This window comes from Pseudomonas syringae group sp. 243L2 (assembly GCF_032587875.1).
Lineage (GTDB): Bacteria > Pseudomonadota > Gammaproteobacteria > Pseudomonadales > Pseudomonadaceae > Aquipseudomonas > Aquipseudomonas amygdali.
Window position 1 is genome coordinate 195,215 of record NZ_JAWHPL010000031.1, and the last position, 15,756, is coordinate 210,970.

Consider the following 15,756-nt stretch of genomic DNA (forward strand, 5'->3'; position numbering starts at 1 on the left):
TGGTTCATCTCGTCAGCGATGTAGCGGGTCAGTTCTTCCATTTGATCCGGGTGGTTGCAGGCTGGCGCTATGGCCGTGTTGGACGTTGCAGGTGGGAATAGTGCTTCAGCCGCTTTGGCGTTCTCCTGTAATCCCGGATCGTTCACAAGCTGATTCAGCTTCGGTTCGTCCAGTGTGCCGTCCTTGCGAAGGATGCCGAGCCTGGAGAAATCGATGGCTGGGCCAGCGGCATCGCCGAAGTCGGAGCCGCCACCCACATCGGGGCTGCCGGAAATGATCGTTCCGCCGTGGCTGGTCGGGCTGCCCAGGTGGGCCATCGGGCGACCGTTGATGAGGATCGAGGGAAAGCCGGTAACGATCACCGCGCCGCAGCCGCACATATCGCCTACTCTGGCGGCGGATATGCCGTTGATCAGGGTGTCGGAGGAGGCTGTGACAATCGGGGTGCAACCGTGGCCCGGCAACGGGCAGAGGTGCATGTCGCCCTGGCGGCCTGAGGGAATCATGTGTCGTCCTTAGGTGTATTGAAAACGGACGAAGCTAATGAATACCTTGTGTGGGGTATGTAAGGAAAATCCGGTTTTTTTGCGGGAATTCGCTCATTCGTTCAGAGCCAATCTGCTGATTGAAGCGCTTCGTGATGAGGCGTTTCGCTTGATCTTTACGTGCCGGTTTGCTGCTACCGGGCCGTTTCGCCCATAATCGCTGTTTTAAGTCGTCTCGAAACCGCAGCAGGAGCCTCATGGAGCAATTTCGCAATATCGGCATCATCGGTCGCCTGGGCAGTGTTCAGGTGCTCGAGACCGTTCGCCGACTCAAGAGATTCCTGCTGGACCGCCACCTGCACGTCATTCTTGAAGAGACGATTGCCGAAGTCCTGCCCGGTCATGGCCTGCAAACCTCGTCGCGCAAGATGCTCGGTGAAGTCTGTGACATGGTCATCGTGGTCGGTGGCGATGGCAGCCTGTTAGGCGCTGCACGGGCACTGGCCAGGCACAATGTTCCGGTACTGGGTATCAACCGCGGCAGCCTGGGCTTTTTGACCGACATTCGTCCTGACGAACTGGAGGTCAAATGCGCTGAAGTGCTCGACGGGCACTATCTGGTCGAAAACCGCTTCCTGCTTCAGGCCGAAGTGCGCCGCCACGGTGAGGCCATCGGTCAGGGCGATGCGCTCAACGACGTTGTGCTGCACCCCGGCAAGTCCACGCGCATGATCGAGTTCGAGATCTATATAGATGGTCAGTTTGTGTGCAGTCAGAAGGCCGATGGCCTGATCGTCGCCACGCCGACCGGATCGACAGCCTACGCGCTGTCGGCGGGCGGGCCGATCATGCATCCCAAGCTCGACGCCATCGTTATCGTGCCGATGTACCCGCACACCTTGTCCGGGCGGCCCATCGTGGTCGACGGCAACAGCGAGCTGAAAATCGTGGTGTCCAAGGACATGACCATTTATCCGCAAGTGTCCTGCGATGGCCAGAATCACTTTACCTGCGCACCGGGTGACACCATCACGGTCAGCAAGAAACCGCAGAAGCTGCGTCTGATTCACCCGCTGGATCACAATTATTACGAAGTCTGCCGCACCAAGCTCGGCTGGGGCAGCAAGCTCGGCGGCGGGGGCGATTAATGCTCGATCCGGCGCGTGGCTACGATCTGATCGGTGACGTGCACGGGTGCGCCCATACCTTGGAGCACTTGCTGGAGCTTCTCGGCTACCGTCTGCAGGCTGGCGTCTGGCGTCACCCTGAGCGTATTGCGATTTTCCTCGGCGACATCATTGACCGTGGCCCGCGTATTCGCGAGTCGCTGCATATCGTCCGCGATATGGTTCAGGCCGGTCATGCCCTGTGCATCATGGGCAACCATGAGTTCAACGCGCTGGGCTGGATGACGCCAGCCTTGCCGGAAAGCGGTCATGAGTTCGTGCGTGAGCACACCCCGCGCCATGCCCGGCTGATCGGCGAAACCCTGGCGCAGTTCGAGCGCTACCTGGATGAATGGAGCGAGTTCGTCAACTGGTTCTATGAGCTGCCGCTGTACATGGACGCCGGTCGCTTCAGGGTGGTGCATGCCTGCTGGGATGCGACTCTGATCGATCCGTTGCGCGGCCTGCATGGCACCGGCTGTATCGACAAGCATTTTGTCCAGGCCTCGGCAGTGCCCGGCAGCTTCGCCAGCAATGTGTTCAACCGTCTGCTGCGCGGCACCGACATGCGTTTGCCGCACGGTCTTACCCTGACCGGCGGCGACGGGCTGACCCGCGAGTTCTTTCGTACCAAGTTCTGGGAAGATGACCCGCAGACCTATGGCGACGTGGTATTTCAGCCCGACGCGCTGCCTGAAGGCGTAGCCAAGACCCCGCTGTCCACGTCGGAAAAAAACGCATTGCTGCGTTACGGTATCAATGAGCCGCTGCTGTTTGTCGGTCATTACTGGCGCAGCGGCGTCCCTGCGCCCATCCGGCCGAACCTGGCCTGTCTGGATTACAGCGCCGTGCTCTACGGCAAGCTGGTCGCCTATCGGCTGGACCAGGAAACACAGATCGACCCGGACAAATTCGTCTGGGTCGACGTGCAGCGTCCCGAGGTTTCAGAATGAGTGCTGTTGCAGTCCTGCGGTTGCCGTTGACCACCAACCTGAGCGGGTTTGTCAGCCTGTTGCAGCGCTTGCGGATTCCCCACAGGGTCAGCGAAGAGGCTGGCGAGCAGGTACTTTGGGTGCCGGATGCGCCGCAACTGGCCGATGAGGTGCGCGACTTGTACACGCGCTTTCCTGAAGGGGACGAGCATTTTCAACTGGCGCAAGACGCCCCAAACGTGACGTACAAGTCGCCAGGCCTGATCGAGCAGCTACGCAACAGCCCGGTAACGGCCCTGGTATTGCTGGTCACCCTGCTGGTGGCGGGCATGACGTTGCTGGGCGACAACCTTGAAGCCATCCGCTGGCTGACCTTTCAGGATTTCCGGATCAGTGGCGAGTACGCGACGTTTCTGCCGTTGTCCGACAGCCTGGCCGCCGGGCAATGGTGGCGGATCGTCTCACCGATGCTGATTCACTTCGGCATCCTGCACCTGGCCATGAACGGCATGTGGTTCTGGGAACTGGGCCGACGTATCGAAATTCGTCAGGGCAGCCTGTCTTTATTGCTGCTCACGCTGCTGTTTTCAGCTGTTTCAAATTACGTGCAGTACCTGTTCAGCGGCCCAAGCCTGTTTGGCGGACTGTCCGGCGTGCTGTATGGCCTGCTCGGGCATTGCTGGATTTTCCAGATACTGGCGCCCAACCCGGTCTATCGCCTGCCGCGTGGGGTATTGATCATGATGCTCATCTGGCTGGCGCTATGCCTGTCCGGCCTGGTGAGCATGCTCGGTTTCGGCGAGATCGCCAACGGCGCGCATGTCGGCGGTCTGATCATCGGTTGTGCTACCGGCCTGGTCGGCGGTGCGATTGCGCGCCGCAAGTCGTAAAATTACCCGCTATTTTCTGGAGTGCGCCATGTCGTCTTTTATAGAAATGATCGAAAACATCACCCCGGATATCTACGAAAGCCTGAAGCTGGCCGTGGAAATCGGCAAATGGTCCGATGGCCGCAAGCTTACTCAGGAACAGCGTGAGCTGTCGTTGCAGGCGCTGATCGCCTGGGAAGTGCAGAACCTGCCGGAAGACCAGCGCACGGGCTACATGGGGCCGCAGGAATGCGCCTCCAAATCAGCGCCAGTGCCCAATATCCTGTTCAAATCGGATGCTATTCATTGATCGAAATTGGTCGCGGAGCAGTCAACAAAATGTCGGCGCGTCAGGATGATGCGTCATGTGTGCAATACGCTTTTCGCCTGGGCGAGACCGAGATTGCGGTCAACCCGCTGATCGGCAAGACGCTGCGCCTGGAGTTTCTTGGTGCCATTCATTGCAGTCATTGCGGGCGCAAGACCAAGTCCAGCTACAGCCAGGGCTACTGCTACCCGTGCATGCTCAAGCTGGCGCAATGCGACATGTGCATCATGAGCCCGGAAAAATGCCATCACGATCAGGGCACCTGTCGCGATCCGGCATGGGGCGAACAGTTCTGCATGACCGATCACATCGTCTACCTGGCCAATTCGTCAGGCGTGAAGGTCGGTATTACCCGGTCCACGCAGTTGCCGACCCGCTGGCTGGATCAGGGCGCAAGTCAGGCGTTGCCGATTCTGCGTGTGGCCACCCGTCAGCAGTCAGGCTTTGTCGAAGACCTGCTGCGCAGTCAGGTGGCCGACCGTACCAACTGGCGTGCGCTGCTCAAAGGTGATGCCCAGCCGGTCGATCTCAAGGCCATTCGCCAGGAATTGTTCGACAGTTGCGGCGCGGGCCTGCTGGGATTGCAAGAACGATTCGGTCTGCAAGCCATCCAATTGCTACATGACGCCGAGCCTGTCGAGTTTCGTTACCCGGTCGAGGCGTATCCGACCAAGATTGTCAGCTTCAATCTGGACAAGAACCCGATTGCCGAAGGCACGCTGCTGGGGATCAAGGGCCAATACCTGATTTTCGATACCGGCGTGATCAATATTCGCAAGTACACGGCCTATCAGCTGGCCGTGCATCAGTAGAAGGATTCCAGCATGCGCACCGAACAACCGAAAATGATTTACCTGAAGGACTACCAGGCTCCCGAGTACCTCATCGATGAGACGAACCTGACCTTCGAACTGTTCGACGACCAATCGCTGGTCCATGCCCAACTGGTCATGCGCCGCAACCCCGAGCGCGGCGCAGGCCTGCCGCCGCTGGTGCTGGACGGTCAGCATCTGGAACTGGTCTCGGTCAAGCTGAGTGATGTGGAGCTGAGCGCTGCGGATTATCAACTGACAGAAGATCACCTGACGCTGCATCCGCAAGCCGAAAGTTTCACGGTCGACAGCACCGTGCGCATTCATCCTGAAACCAATACCGCGCTGGAAGGCCTGTACAAATCCAGCGGCATGTTCTGCACCCAGTGCGAGGCCGAAGGCTTTCGCAAGATTACCTACTACCTCGACCGCCCCGACGTGATGAGCAAGTTCACTACCACGCTCAGCGCCGACAAGCAGAATTTCCCTATTCTGCTCTCCAACGGCAATCCGATTGCCAGTGGTGAAGAAGAGGGCGGACGGCACTGGGCGACGTGGGAAGACCCGTTCATGAAGCCGGCTTACCTGTTCGCGCTGGTGGCCGGTGATCTGTGGTGCATCGAAGACACCTTTACCACCATGAGCCAGCGGGAAGTGACCCTGCGCATCTATGTCGAGCCAGAAAACGTCGACAAGTGCCAGCACGCCATGACCAGCCTGAAGAAATCCATGCGCTGGGATGAAGAAACCTACGGTCGTGAGTATGACCTGGACATCTTCATGATTGTCGCGGTCAACGACTTCAACATGGGCGCGATGGAGAACAAGGGCCTCAACATCTTCAACTCCAGTGCCGTGCTGGCACGTGCCGAGACTGCGACCGATGCCGCGCATCAGCGGGTCGAAGCGATCGTTGCCCACGAATACTTCCACAACTGGTCGGGTAACCGCGTGACCTGCCGTGACTGGTTCCAGCTGTCGCTCAAGGAAGGCTTCACGGTGTACCGCGACGCCGGTTTCTCGGCGGACATGAACTCGGCCACGGTCAAGCGTATTCAGGACGTTGCTTACCTGCGAACTCACCAGTTTGCCGAAGACGCAGGCCCGATGGCCCACGCCGTGCGTCCGGACAGCTTCATCGAAATCTCCAACTTCTACACCCTGACCGTTTACGAAAAGGGTTCGGAAGTGGTTGGCATGCTCCACACCCTGCTGGGCGCCGAAGGCTTCCGCAAGGGCAGTGATCTGTATTTTGAACGTCATGACGGCCAGGCCGTGACCTGTGACGACTTCATCAAGGCCATGGAAGACGCCAACGGCGTCGACCTGAGCCAGTTCAAGCGCTGGTACAGCCAGGCGGGTACGCCGCGTCTGGCGGTCAGCGAGTCGTATGACGCTGCTGCGAAAACCTACAGCCTGACTTTCCGGCAGAGCTGCCCAAGCACACCAGGCCAGCCTGGCGATCAGAAACAGCCGTTTGTGATTCCGGTCGAACTGGGGCTGCTGGACAGCAAAGGCGGCGAAATTGCTCTGCGTCTGGCGGACGAAACCGCAGCTTCCAGCACCACGCGAGTGCTCTCGGTTACCGGGTCCGAGCAGACCTTCACCTTCGTTGACGTTGCCGAAAAGCCACTGCCGTCACTGCTGCGCGGTTTCTCTGCGCCGGTCAAGCTGAGCTTTCCGTATGACCGTGATCAACTGATGTTCCTGATGCAACACGACAGCGACGGTTTCAACCGTTGGGATGCCGGTCAGCAACTGTCGGTTCAGGTATTGCAGGAGCTGATCGGTCAGCACCAGCAAGGTCAGGCACTGGTCATGGACCAGCGTTTGATCACTGCGCTGGGCACCGTGCTGGCGGATGAGCGTCTGGACCAGGCGATGGTCGCAGAAATGCTCTCGTTGCCGGGTGAGGCTTATCTCGCCGAGATCAGCGAGGTGGCGGATGTCGATGCCATTCACGCCGCTCGCGAATTTGCTCGCCAGCAACTGGCCGACGGCCTGTTTGACAGTCTGCTGACGCGCTACAAGGCCAACCGCGAGGTATCCAGGGCCACGCCATACGTCGCCGAGTCCACGCATTTCGCCCGTCGCGCGCTGCAGAACATTGCGCTGTCGTACCTGATGCTTAGCGGCAAACCTGAAGTACTGGCGGCGACCATCGACCAGTTCGATACCAGTGACAACATGACCGAACGCCTGACTGCGCTGGCGGTGCTGGTCAATTCGCCGTTTACGGCCGAGCGCGACAAAGCGCTCGCCGTGTTCGCCGAGAACTTCAAGAGCAACGCGCTGGTCATGGATCAATGGTTCAGCGTACAGGCGGCCAGCACTCAGCCGGGCGGCCTGCAACGCGTGCAGGAACTGATGAAGCATCCTGCATTCAGCATCAAGAACCCGAACAAGGTCCGCGCCCTGATCGGTGCATTTGCCGGGCAGAACCTGATCAATTTCCACGCGGCAGATGGCTCCGGCTATCGCTTCCTCGCGGACCTTGTGATCGAGCTGAACGCCCTGAACCCGCAGATCGCCTCCCGCCAATTGGCACCACTGACCCGCTGGCGCAAATACGACAGCGCCCGTCAGGCGCTGATGAAGGCCGAGCTGGAGCGTATCCTCGCCTCCGGCAAACTGTCGGCGGACGTGTATGAAGTGGTGAGTAAAAGCCTGGCTGAATAAGGGTTGCCCAGTGCCTGACAGGCAATTGTGAGAAAGGCGCTGTCCGCTGATGCGGACAGCGCTTTTTTTTTGGAGTGTGCGTCGCCGTGCGGTGTTTTGACTATTGTGCCAACGCGGGGCGTGGAAACGAGAATTTTGGCGTCCATAAAAATCTCACATGTGATGCGTATCTATCTTCAAAAACATCTGATACGTTGCTCACCTGATCCACGGCCAGCAGCAAGGGGGAAGCGCCAATGCCTCGTAAAACCCAGGGCGATAACGCAGCGGTCCCGGCCAAGGCTTCGAAGAGCTCCACCGATTACATGCGTGAAATGCGTCTGCGACTCAAAGAGGCGGGGCTGGTCAAGCGGGAATTCTGGATCCGGCCCGAGAACGTCGATGCCCTGCGTGGCATTGAAAAAGCCTTAAGACAGCCCTTTTTGGGCGACAGAATAAAACTGGAGGATTTCATGACCGAGAATACCCACTGGACCATCAGCTCTCTGCAGAAGGCACTTTGCGAACTGGAACTGGTGACGAACGGCAAGATCGAGCTCGATGTGACCGAGGGCGATGCCTCGGGCATCAGGCTGACCATGGCCGACTACGGCGACCTGCCGATCTACATCGCCGTGGAAGGCGAGCAGATTCTCGCCGATGCGACCTTGATCGAGGTGAACAAGATCAAGAACGTGCAGGCGTTCAACGATGTCGTCCTGCGCAGCCGCGATCTGTTTCCGCTGTCATCGGTCGGTATCGAAAAGCTGGGTGACGGTCAGGAAGTCTACTGCCTGTTTGGCGCGTTGAGCGCAGCATCGTCGCTCACAGTGGTGGTGCAGGAAATCCTTACCCTCGCGGACAACGTGATCCGTGCGGCCGATGCTTTTGAAGATCATTTCATCTACTGAACAGCGCTGTCAGGCGGAGACTATTCATGACTACGAGTATCTGGAAAAAACTGGTGACCGCCGTTCGTGGTGGCGCTTCCGAAGTGGGCGAGTCGATTGCCGATGCCAATGCCATCCGCATTCTGGATCAGGAAATTCGTGACGCCGACAATGCGCTGGTCAAGGCCCGCGACGGGCTGATTACCATCAAGGCCAAGCACAAGCTCTCGGCACAGCGTCTTGAAGAACACGCCACCAGCATCGCCAACTGGGAAGGCCGCGCCATGCAGGCTCTGAACAAGGGTGAAGAAGCGCTGGCTGTGGAGTGCGCGAACAAGATCGCCGAGATCGAGGCCCTGCGTGATCAGGAGCAGGAACTGGCCGATCAGTTCAACAAGCAGGTCAGCCTGCTGCAAGAACAGGTGGGCAAGGCCGAATCGCGAATCAAGAGCCTCAAGCAGCAGGTCGAGATGGCCAAGGCCCGTGAAACCGTGCAAAAGGCTCGCGTTGCAACGGCCACTGCAACCGGTGGTGCCAGCGGCGCAGTCGAAACCGCAGTAGGCTCGCTGGCGCGTCTCAAGCAACGTCAGGATGAACAGGACGCCAAACTCGAAGCGGCCGAAGAACTGGCCAGCCAGTCCAGCGGCAGCGATCTGGAGCGTCGTCTGCAGGATGCAGGTATTGGTGCCAAAAGTGGCGGTGCGCAAGATGTGCTGGCACGTCTGAAAGCCAAAAACCAGACGCCGGCTCAGTAAGCGACGCCACAGGGCAGGCGAGGGTGGTGAATGGAGTTTTCCAAACGACTCAAGGTCATCCTCGCCCTGGCAGCAGTTATGATTGCGGTGCAAGTACTGAACTCGATCACCGGCAACGGCCTGATTCATTTCGGTATCATTCCGCGCAATGCGACCGGGTTGCGCGGCATTGTGTTTGCGCCTTTTCTGCACGGTTCGATTCAGCACTTGCTCAGCAACCTGCTGCCGTTCATTGTGCTGAGCTGGCTGGTCGCCACTGAGGGTGTCAGGCGTTATGCATGGGTCGCCGGGCTGGTCTGTCTGCTGGGCGGGTTGCTGGTCTGGAGCTTCGGTCGCAGCAATATCCATGTCGGTGCGAGCGGTCTGATTTTTGGTTTGTGGGCTTACCTGCTCGCGCGGGCATGGTATCAGCGCAGTATCGCCAGCGTGCTGGTCGCGCTGTTGGTACTGGCGGGCTACAGCGGACTGGTTTTCGGCTTTGTCCCGGTAGCTGGCATATCGTTTGAATCACATATTGCCGGCGCACTGGCGGGTATTTGTGTAGCGTGGCTGATGCATTCCAAGCCATTGCTGGCGCAGAAGTGAGCCAGTCTTTTGAACAGTGTGTTTATTCCGGTTAAAGACATGTCCATACCGGCTCCAGTCGACTTCAAGGGAACTGCACTATGAGTTGGTTCAAACGTGCCATGGGGCTGGAAGCACCCAAGGCATCAGGTCGTGATGGCGTGCAATCCGTCAGCACGGTCAGCCCGTTAGGGTTGGCGTCCGGTCGCATGTTGTGTCTGGACAGCTCGTTGAAGCTGTTGCTCGACGGGCATTCGCAAGTGGTTGTTCCAGGCGATGAAAAGGTCTGGGCCGTGGGGCGCGTAGATCTGGGCCAATCGATGGCGTTGCATCGCTTCTACCTGGATAACGAGGACTACTTCCTGCAGGTGGTCAGCAACGGCCCCAATCCGGAAGACGTGCAGGACATCATTCTGTTCGGTTACTACAGCGCCGAGCCGATCACCAGCAAGGATGAGTTGCTGCGCCTGACCGGTCCTTCGTCGAAGATCGGCCTGCCCACCTACGAACACGATGGCGAGGTATTCGAACGGCAATGGGGCACGTCGCCCGGCCAGACCGAGCTGACGCCGCTGGATGAGGATATTGTCAGCCCTGATGCTGCGTATCGCGTCAAACACCTGAGCATGCTGTACGCCCGCGAAACGGGGCTGATCAACCGCCGCGAGTTTCTGCTGTTTTCCGTCGAGGAAGACGAAGAGGGCAGCATTACCCTCACCACGGCCGTTGGCATAACGCTGCAATCCACTGATATCAACGTTCTTTGACAAGGAAATCTTCATGATCGACGCGCTGCGTATGTCGCTCAATGCCCCTGCCGTGATCGGCTTCATCATGTACATTCTGGTAGCGGCCATTCTGTTCGCCCTGTTCCAGTTCATCTACAGCAGGATCACGCCGCACAAGGAATTTGCGCTGATCCGCGAGAACAACAGTGCTGCCGCGTTGGCGTTGGGTGGTTCGCTGATCGGTTTCGCACTGCCAGCCAGCAACATCATCAGTTACAGCATCAGCATTCTGGATGTGATCGTCTGGGTGGTGATTGCAGCCGTTGTGCAACTGCTGGCGTTCGGTGTTACCAGCCTGGTGCTCAAGGGCCTGTCGACACGTATTGCCAAGGGCGAAATGGCTGCCGCCATTTACTCGGCCAGCGTCGCAATCAGCGTCGGTCTTCTCAACGCAGCCTGCATGACCCCTTCGGTCTGACGGCAGCCTTGAACAAGGAGACTCACGATGAGACGCAGTTCAGTAAAGCTGGTACTTGCCAGCACGCTTCCGCTGGCCCTTGCCGGGTGTGGCCCGTCGCAAGACAAGGATACTTTCAACGCGCAGGCCAACTTCAGTTCGGTGCAGGAGTGCGTTGATGCCAAAGTGCCGGTAAATGTCTGTTCGGATGCCTACATGCAGGCGCTGTCCGACCATCGCCGCATAGCGCCGACCTATGATGACAAGGCGTCTTGCGACGCGGACTTTGTACCGGATTATTGCCAGGTCACTTCGGATGGCAAGTACATGCCGAAACTCGGCGGCTTTGAGCTGGGTTTTTCCGGGCGTGTGCCCAAAGAGGCGCTGGACCGGGCCAATCAGGAAGTCGCCCAGTCCGCTCCAGCAGGCATGAGCGGCACCACCGGGCTGATGGCCGGTCTGCTGATCGGTAATCTGCTCAGCAATGGTTTCGGCAACAATCGCTATTACTCGCAACCTATCTACCAGACGCGCGATGACCGCGGCGGTTACTACAGCTCGTCCTTGCCAAGTCAGATTGATCGCGGCAAAACCTTTGGCCGTTCGACCCAGGCGCAATCCAGTCCGGATCGCAGCTATGGCAAGAGCGCACTGGGGCGCAACCTGGGCAGTTCGGGCTCCGGCTCGTCCTCTGTGTCGTCGACTATCTCGCGCGGCGGCTTCGGCAGCCAGGCCTCGGCACGCAGTGGCTGGGGCGGCAAGAGCAGCGGTGGCAGCAGCAGTTTCGGAGGCTGACGGTCCGGGCCATGAAAAAGATCAGTATCGAGGAACGCCCGGACTGGCGCGCAACGGCGGAACGTGAAGGGTTCAACTTTCACACCATCGACGGCGAGCGCTATTGGGATGAGCGCGGGTATTATCTGTTCACCGAGCAGCAGATTACCCGCGACCTTGAAGTGCCTACCCAGGAACTTCACCAGATGTGTCTGGACGCAGTAGCGCGGGTGGTGGACAGCGAAGAGTTGTTGCACCGCCTGGCGATTCCGGAAGCGTTCTTTGATGTGATCCGCGCGTCATGGAAACAGGGGCATCCACACCTTTACGGGCGCTTCGACTTTGCCTACGACGGCAGGGGCCCGGCAAAGATGTACGAAATCAATGCTGATACGCCCACCAGTCTGATGGAGGCAGGTGCGTTCCAGTTGCTTTGGCTGGACGAGCAGATGGCGCGCGGTGTTCTGCCCGCGCATGCCAGCCAGTTCAATTCGATTGCCGAGGATCTTGTTCGGGCGTTTGCCGAGTTTCCGGGGGTGAGCCCGTTCTACTTTTCGGCGATGTCCGGCTCTGTCGAGGATCGTGGTACTACCGACTTTCTGCGGCGCATGGCTGCGCACGTGGGCATTGATGCCCGGCATATCGATATCGAGGACATCGGGCTCAGTGCCGAGGGGCGTTTTGTCGACCTGGACGGACGCTGGATCGAGCGGCTGTTCAAACTTCACGCTTGGGAACATATCTTTCACGAGGAGTTTGGCCAGCACGTTCCAGCCAGTGGCACTCAGTTCGTTGAACCTGCCTGGAAGTCGATTCTCAGCAACAAGGGAATTCTGCCGTTGTTGTGGCAGTTCAATGAGGGCCATCCGAACCTGCTGCCTTCGCGCGTCGATCAGGACCCGAGCAGACCGGTTCCCAAGGGCTGGGTACGCAAACCCTACTTTTCTCGTGAAGGTGCCAACATTGAAATGCGCACGCCTGGCGATCAGGTGATTTCAGTCGATGGGCCTTACACTGATGCGCCTTATATTTTGCAGGCGTACTCGCCGCTGCCGCGATTCGGTGACAGCTACACGCTGATCGGCTCCTGGGTCATCGGCGACCTTGCCTCCGGAATCGGCATTCGCGAAGACGACAGTCTGATCACCAAGGACACCAGCCGGTTCCTGCCCCACGTGGTCATCGACTGAACGCTGCTTATTCTCAATAAGTGTTACTTGTCCAATACACGTAACACCCTCGCTGTTACCGAACGTTTATAGAGTCCGCAATGACCGGCATCAAGCGGTTACTATTTTGATGCTATGTCTGACAATCACACAGGCTGTGCTCGTGTTTTTAATTCTGGCGATACAGAAGGTCCGTTAATGAACTGATCTGTACCGGCTCTCTATGTTGATCTGTATGTTGACGCTTATTGGCATTCGCGTTGCATTACTGCGGACAACTCTGGGTGCCTGCTGTGTCGGTCATCTTGTAAAGTATCGTAAGTTTAGGAAGTTTCCTACAGACTCTTGCCTGACCTCCACAGTGTTCGCGGGATCAATAATTACATTGACGGGTTCATCCGTTTAATAAGTCTTTATGAACGGGCGGTAAGTTTATTCGTCTCTCACGACACCTCGTTTACATCGCAAATACTATCGGCCTGAGTTCGGACACTTGTCCCGGACAGGCCACGCAAGGAGAGCCCACATGCTCATGAAACAACTGCCGGGGTTCGCGCTGGCGATGCTGCTCGCGCTCAACACCAGTCTGGCAGCTGACGCTACGCTGCTCGGAAACCGCCTGACACCGCTGGGAGGCGAGGTGGCGGGTAACGCAGCAGGGACCATCCCGCCATGGCGCGGCGGAATCACTCGGCCTCCGCCTGGATACAAGGGCTCAGGTACGCGGCATGTCGACCCGTATGCCGCAGACAAGCCCTTGTTCACTATTACGCACGCCAATATGCAGCACTATCGCAGCTACCTGACACCTGGGCAGGTGGCGATGTTCGAAACCTGGCCTGATAGTTATCAGATGCCGATATACACCACCCGACGTTCCGGGTCGGCACCGCAATGGGTGTACGATAATACACGGCATAATGCACAAAACGCCCGGTTGATCGGTGGCGGTAACGGTTTTATCGATGCCTATGGCGGCATTCCATTTCCTGTTCCGGAAAAGGGTATTCAGGCTGTGTGGAATCATATTGCCCGCTATCGCGGTCATTACGTGGTGCGAGGGACTTCGGAGGTCGCCATACAGCGTGACGGCAGTTTCAAATTAAACACCTCGCGTCAGAAAGTGCTGTTCCGCTTTTATGACCCCGCGGGCAGTTTTGCCAGTCTGGATAATGTGCTGTTTTATTACCTGTCGTTTATCCAGTGCCCGACCCGCATGGCCGGTTCCGCCGTGCTGGTCCATGAAACACTTGATCAGGTGCAGGAGCCTCGGCAAGCGTGGGCTTACAGTGCTGCGCAACGTCGGGTAAGACGGGCGCCGAGTCTGGCTTACGATATGCCGATCCCGGCCTCCGAGGGGTTGCGTACCGCAGATGATACCGACATGTTCAATGGTTCGCCGGACCGTTACGAGTGGACGTTGCTGGGCAAACGCGAAATTTATATTCCTTACAACAACTACCGGATATCCAGCCCTGATATTACCTACCGACAGTTATTGCAGGTCGGCCACCTCAACCCGGCTTATACACGCCATGAGTTGCATCGTGTATGGGTGGTAGAGGGCAGGCTCAAACCTACCGCGCGGCACGTCTACTCCCGGCGCACGCTGTACCTGGATGAAGACAGCTGGCAGGCCGCAGTTGTCGATCAATATGACGGCAGAGGACAATTGTGGCGGGTCTCCATGGCGTACCTGAAAAACTATTACGAGCTACCGACCACCTGGTCTGCACTGGACGTTTTCCATGACTTGCAGGCACGCCGTTACCACGTACAGAACCTGGACAATCAGGAGCCCGGCACCAGTGATTTCTCCCAGCCTGTGCCCAGCGTAAATGCCTTCAAACCCGCCGCATTGCGTCGCCGGGGTATTCACTGACAGGCGTTTGGGGAAGTTGCGCGATTAACCATCGTGATGATCCATCAATCACATTCGTGCGCTTAACAAAAGATAACGACATGTCGATTGTCAGGCATTTGCAAAGCTGCCTAGGATGAACGGTCTTCCACACAGGTAAAGCCGGACGGCTGTGGACGTCCGGGTCAATACGAGTCGGTTGATACCCGCAGTCGATAGCAGCCACCTGATAATAATAAGAGCGGAGAAGTTCATGCGTGCCCCTTTCCATCGACGCATCCGGTTATACGCGGGCCTGCCCCTGGCGATTTTTACTTCATGTTCTTTTGCCGTCTCTGCATCGACATCAGCCGCTGCTGCAGACAAGGCTGTTTATGCTGTCGAATCGGCCAGAGCCTCACGCGGTTTGTTGCTGGACGTCGCCCATGCCGGCGCACGGCTGGTCGTGGTGGGTGATCATGGGCATATTCTGTTCTCCGATGATCAAGGCAAGACCTGGAGCCAGGCTCGCGTGCCGACCCGTCAGCTGTTGACGGCTGTGTTTTTCGTGGATGAACAGCATGGCTGGGCGGTGGGTCATGACGCACAGATACTGGCCAGTAACGATGGTGGCAAGAGCTGGAGCAAGCAGTTCGAGGACTTGAAGCGCGAGGCGCCACTGCTGGACGTCTGGTTCAAGGACCTCGACACCGGTTTTGCCGTGGGCGCTTACGGTGCGCTGTTGAGCACCGTTGATGGCGGTCAGCATTGGGAAGATGTCAGCGAGCGGCTGGACAACGAAGACCAGTATCACCTGAACAGCATTGCTCAGGTCAAAGACGCAGGCCTGTTCATTGTCGGCGAGGCGGGCAGCATGTTTCGCTCAAGTGACCAGGGGCAGACCTGGGAGAAACTCGAAGGCCCCTATCAAGGCTCGCTATTCGGCGTGATCGGCACGGCTCAGCCTTCTACGCTGCTGGCTTATGGTTTGCGCGGCAATCTGTTTCGTTCCAGCGATTTTGGTGACAGCTGGCAGCCTATAGAACTGAAGGGCGCACGCGGCCCGGTCGAGTTCGGTCTGGCCAGCGCCACATTGCTGGCCGGTGGTTCGCTGGTGCTGGTCGGTAACGGCGGTAGCGTCATGCGCAGCAATGATGATGGCGAAACGTTCGAGGTGTTCAATCGGCCCGATCGCATCTCGCTGGCCGGGGTCACCGGCAACCTTCAAGGCAATCTGATTCTGGTAGGACAAGGCGGCGTGCGCGTCACCTCGCCGACGGGCGCCGATACGACCCAACAATAAGACCTTTCAGGGCGGGGACATTCCGG

General features: G+C 58.2%; 15 protein-coding genes and 1 pseudogene. 15 read left to right on the forward strand and 1 reads right to left on the reverse strand.

Annotation, left to right across the window (positions count from 1 at the left end; all coding sequences use genetic code 11):
• Nucleotides 1–2: 2 nt before the first annotated feature.
• A pseudogene (locus RYB66_RS20925) lies at nt 3–506 on the reverse strand (PAAR domain-containing protein); the annotation flags it as partial.
• Between the two features lie 236 nt (nt 507–742).
• Here RYB66_RS20925 and RYB66_RS20930 point away from each other — a divergent pair.
• From RYB66_RS20930 to RYB66_RS21000, 15 genes are all read left to right on the forward strand, one after another.
• On the forward strand, nt 743–1,633 hold the full coding sequence (locus tag RYB66_RS20930) for an NAD(+) kinase (RefSeq protein WP_003409651.1): 891 nt from the start codon (nt 743–745) through the stop codon (nt 1,631–1,633).
• Nucleotides 1,633–2,604 (forward strand): metallophosphoesterase, encoded by a 972-nt coding sequence (locus tag RYB66_RS20935; RefSeq protein WP_005744654.1) that lies wholly within the window; start codon nt 1,633–1,635, stop codon nt 2,602–2,604. The genes RYB66_RS20930 and RYB66_RS20935 overlap by 1 nt, the downstream gene beginning before the upstream one ends.
• The gene (locus RYB66_RS20940; RefSeq protein WP_005744653.1) at nt 2,601–3,473 is read left to right on the forward strand and encodes a rhomboid family intramembrane serine protease; all 873 of its coding nucleotides are present in this window, start codon (nt 2,601–2,603) and stop codon (nt 3,471–3,473) included. The genes RYB66_RS20935 and RYB66_RS20940 overlap by 4 nt, the downstream gene beginning before the upstream one ends.
• A 28-nt stretch (nt 3,474–3,501) precedes the next feature.
• The gene (locus tag RYB66_RS20945) at nt 3,502–3,762 is read left to right on the forward strand and encodes a YeaC family protein (RefSeq protein WP_002554502.1); all 261 of its coding nucleotides are present in this window, start codon (nt 3,502–3,504) and stop codon (nt 3,760–3,762) included.
• On the forward strand, nt 3,759–4,592 hold the full coding sequence (locus tag RYB66_RS20950; protein WP_004665926.1) for a DUF2797 domain-containing protein: 834 nt from the start codon (nt 3,759–3,761) through the stop codon (nt 4,590–4,592). The genes RYB66_RS20945 and RYB66_RS20950 overlap by 4 nt, the downstream gene beginning before the upstream one ends.
• 12 nt (nt 4,593–4,604) lie before the next feature.
• On the forward strand, nt 4,605–7,271 hold the full coding sequence (gene pepN, locus RYB66_RS20955; protein ID WP_005744652.1) for an aminopeptidase N: 2,667 nt from the start codon (nt 4,605–4,607) through the stop codon (nt 7,269–7,271).
• 236 nt (nt 7,272–7,507) lie between these two features.
• A complete protein-coding gene (locus tag RYB66_RS20960; RefSeq protein WP_005744651.1) occupies nt 7,508–8,161 on the forward strand; it encodes a YjfI family protein in 654 nt (217 codons plus the stop codon).
• Between the two features lie 26 nt (nt 8,162–8,187).
• Entirely contained in the window at nt 8,188–8,895 is a 708-nt protein-coding gene (locus RYB66_RS20965) for a PspA/IM30 family protein (protein ID WP_005744650.1), read from the forward strand.
• Between the two features lie 30 nt (nt 8,896–8,925).
• Complete coding sequence (locus RYB66_RS20970; RefSeq protein WP_316895342.1) at nt 8,926–9,480, forward strand: rhomboid family intramembrane serine protease; 555 nt, start codon at nt 8,926–8,928, stop codon at nt 9,478–9,480.
• A gap of 80 nt (nt 9,481–9,560) precedes the next feature.
• The gene (locus RYB66_RS20975) at nt 9,561–10,226 is read left to right on the forward strand and encodes a DUF2491 family protein (protein WP_005731335.1); all 666 of its coding nucleotides are present in this window, start codon (nt 9,561–9,563) and stop codon (nt 10,224–10,226) included.
• A gap of 13 nt (nt 10,227–10,239) precedes the next feature.
• Nucleotides 10,240–10,665 (forward strand): DUF350 domain-containing protein, encoded by a 426-nt coding sequence (locus RYB66_RS20980; protein ID WP_004657435.1) that lies wholly within the window; start codon nt 10,240–10,242, stop codon nt 10,663–10,665.
• A 27-nt stretch (nt 10,666–10,692) separates the two neighbouring features.
• Nucleotides 10,693–11,439, forward strand: a complete 747-nt coding sequence (locus RYB66_RS20985) for a DUF1190 domain-containing protein (RefSeq protein WP_316895343.1) — start codon at nt 10,693–10,695, stop codon at nt 11,437–11,439.
• Between the two features lie 11 nt (nt 11,440–11,450).
• Nucleotides 11,451–12,608, forward strand: coding sequence for a glutathionylspermidine synthase family protein (locus RYB66_RS20990; protein ID WP_117139677.1), 1,158 nt, complete (start codon nt 11,451–11,453; stop codon nt 12,606–12,608).
• A 505-nt stretch (nt 12,609–13,113) separates the two neighbouring features.
• A complete protein-coding gene (locus RYB66_RS20995) occupies nt 13,114–14,469 on the forward strand; it encodes a DUF1329 domain-containing protein (protein WP_004660798.1) in 1,356 nt (451 codons plus the stop codon).
• Between the two features lie 232 nt (nt 14,470–14,701).
• Nucleotides 14,702–15,730, forward strand: a complete 1,029-nt coding sequence (locus RYB66_RS21000) for a YCF48-related protein (protein ID WP_316895344.1) — start codon at nt 14,702–14,704, stop codon at nt 15,728–15,730.
• Nucleotides 15,731–15,756 lie beyond the last annotated feature (26 nt).

What these genes read in the sequence shown, in the direction of transcription:
- RYB66_RS20945 (WP_002554502.1), top strand. Translation starts at nt 3,502, where the DNA reads ATGTCGTCTTTTATAGAAATGATCGAAAACATCACCCCGGATATCTAC.
- RYB66_RS20930 (WP_003409651.1), top strand. Translation starts at nt 743, where the DNA reads ATGGAGCAATTTCGCAATATCGGCATCATCGGTCGCCTGGGCAGTGTT.
- RYB66_RS20980 (WP_004657435.1), top strand. Translation starts at nt 10,240, where the DNA reads ATGATCGACGCGCTGCGTATGTCGCTCAATGCCCCTGCCGTGATCGGC.
- RYB66_RS20975 (WP_005731335.1), top strand. Translation starts at nt 9,561, where the DNA reads ATGAGTTGGTTCAAACGTGCCATGGGGCTGGAAGCACCCAAGGCATCA.
- RYB66_RS21000 (WP_316895344.1), top strand. Translation starts at nt 14,702, where the DNA reads ATGCGTGCCCCTTTCCATCGACGCATCCGGTTATACGCGGGCCTGCCC.
- RYB66_RS20960 (WP_005744651.1), top strand. Translation starts at nt 7,508, where the DNA reads ATGCCTCGTAAAACCCAGGGCGATAACGCAGCGGTCCCGGCCAAGGCT.
- RYB66_RS20935 (WP_005744654.1), top strand. Translation starts at nt 1,633, where the DNA reads ATGCTCGATCCGGCGCGTGGCTACGATCTGATCGGTGACGTGCACGGG.
- RYB66_RS20985 (WP_316895343.1), top strand. Translation starts at nt 10,693, where the DNA reads ATGAGACGCAGTTCAGTAAAGCTGGTACTTGCCAGCACGCTTCCGCTG.
- RYB66_RS20970 (WP_316895342.1), top strand. Translation starts at nt 8,926, where the DNA reads ATGGAGTTTTCCAAACGACTCAAGGTCATCCTCGCCCTGGCAGCAGTT.
- RYB66_RS20990 (WP_117139677.1), top strand. Translation starts at nt 11,451, where the DNA reads ATGAAAAAGATCAGTATCGAGGAACGCCCGGACTGGCGCGCAACGGCG.
- RYB66_RS20965 (WP_005744650.1), top strand. Translation starts at nt 8,188, where the DNA reads ATGACTACGAGTATCTGGAAAAAACTGGTGACCGCCGTTCGTGGTGGC.
- RYB66_RS20940 (WP_005744653.1), top strand. Translation starts at nt 2,601, where the DNA reads ATGAGTGCTGTTGCAGTCCTGCGGTTGCCGTTGACCACCAACCTGAGC.
- RYB66_RS20995 (WP_004660798.1), top strand. Translation starts at nt 13,114, where the DNA reads ATGCTCATGAAACAACTGCCGGGGTTCGCGCTGGCGATGCTGCTCGCG.
- pepN (WP_005744652.1), top strand. Translation starts at nt 4,605, where the DNA reads ATGCGCACCGAACAACCGAAAATGATTTACCTGAAGGACTACCAGGCT.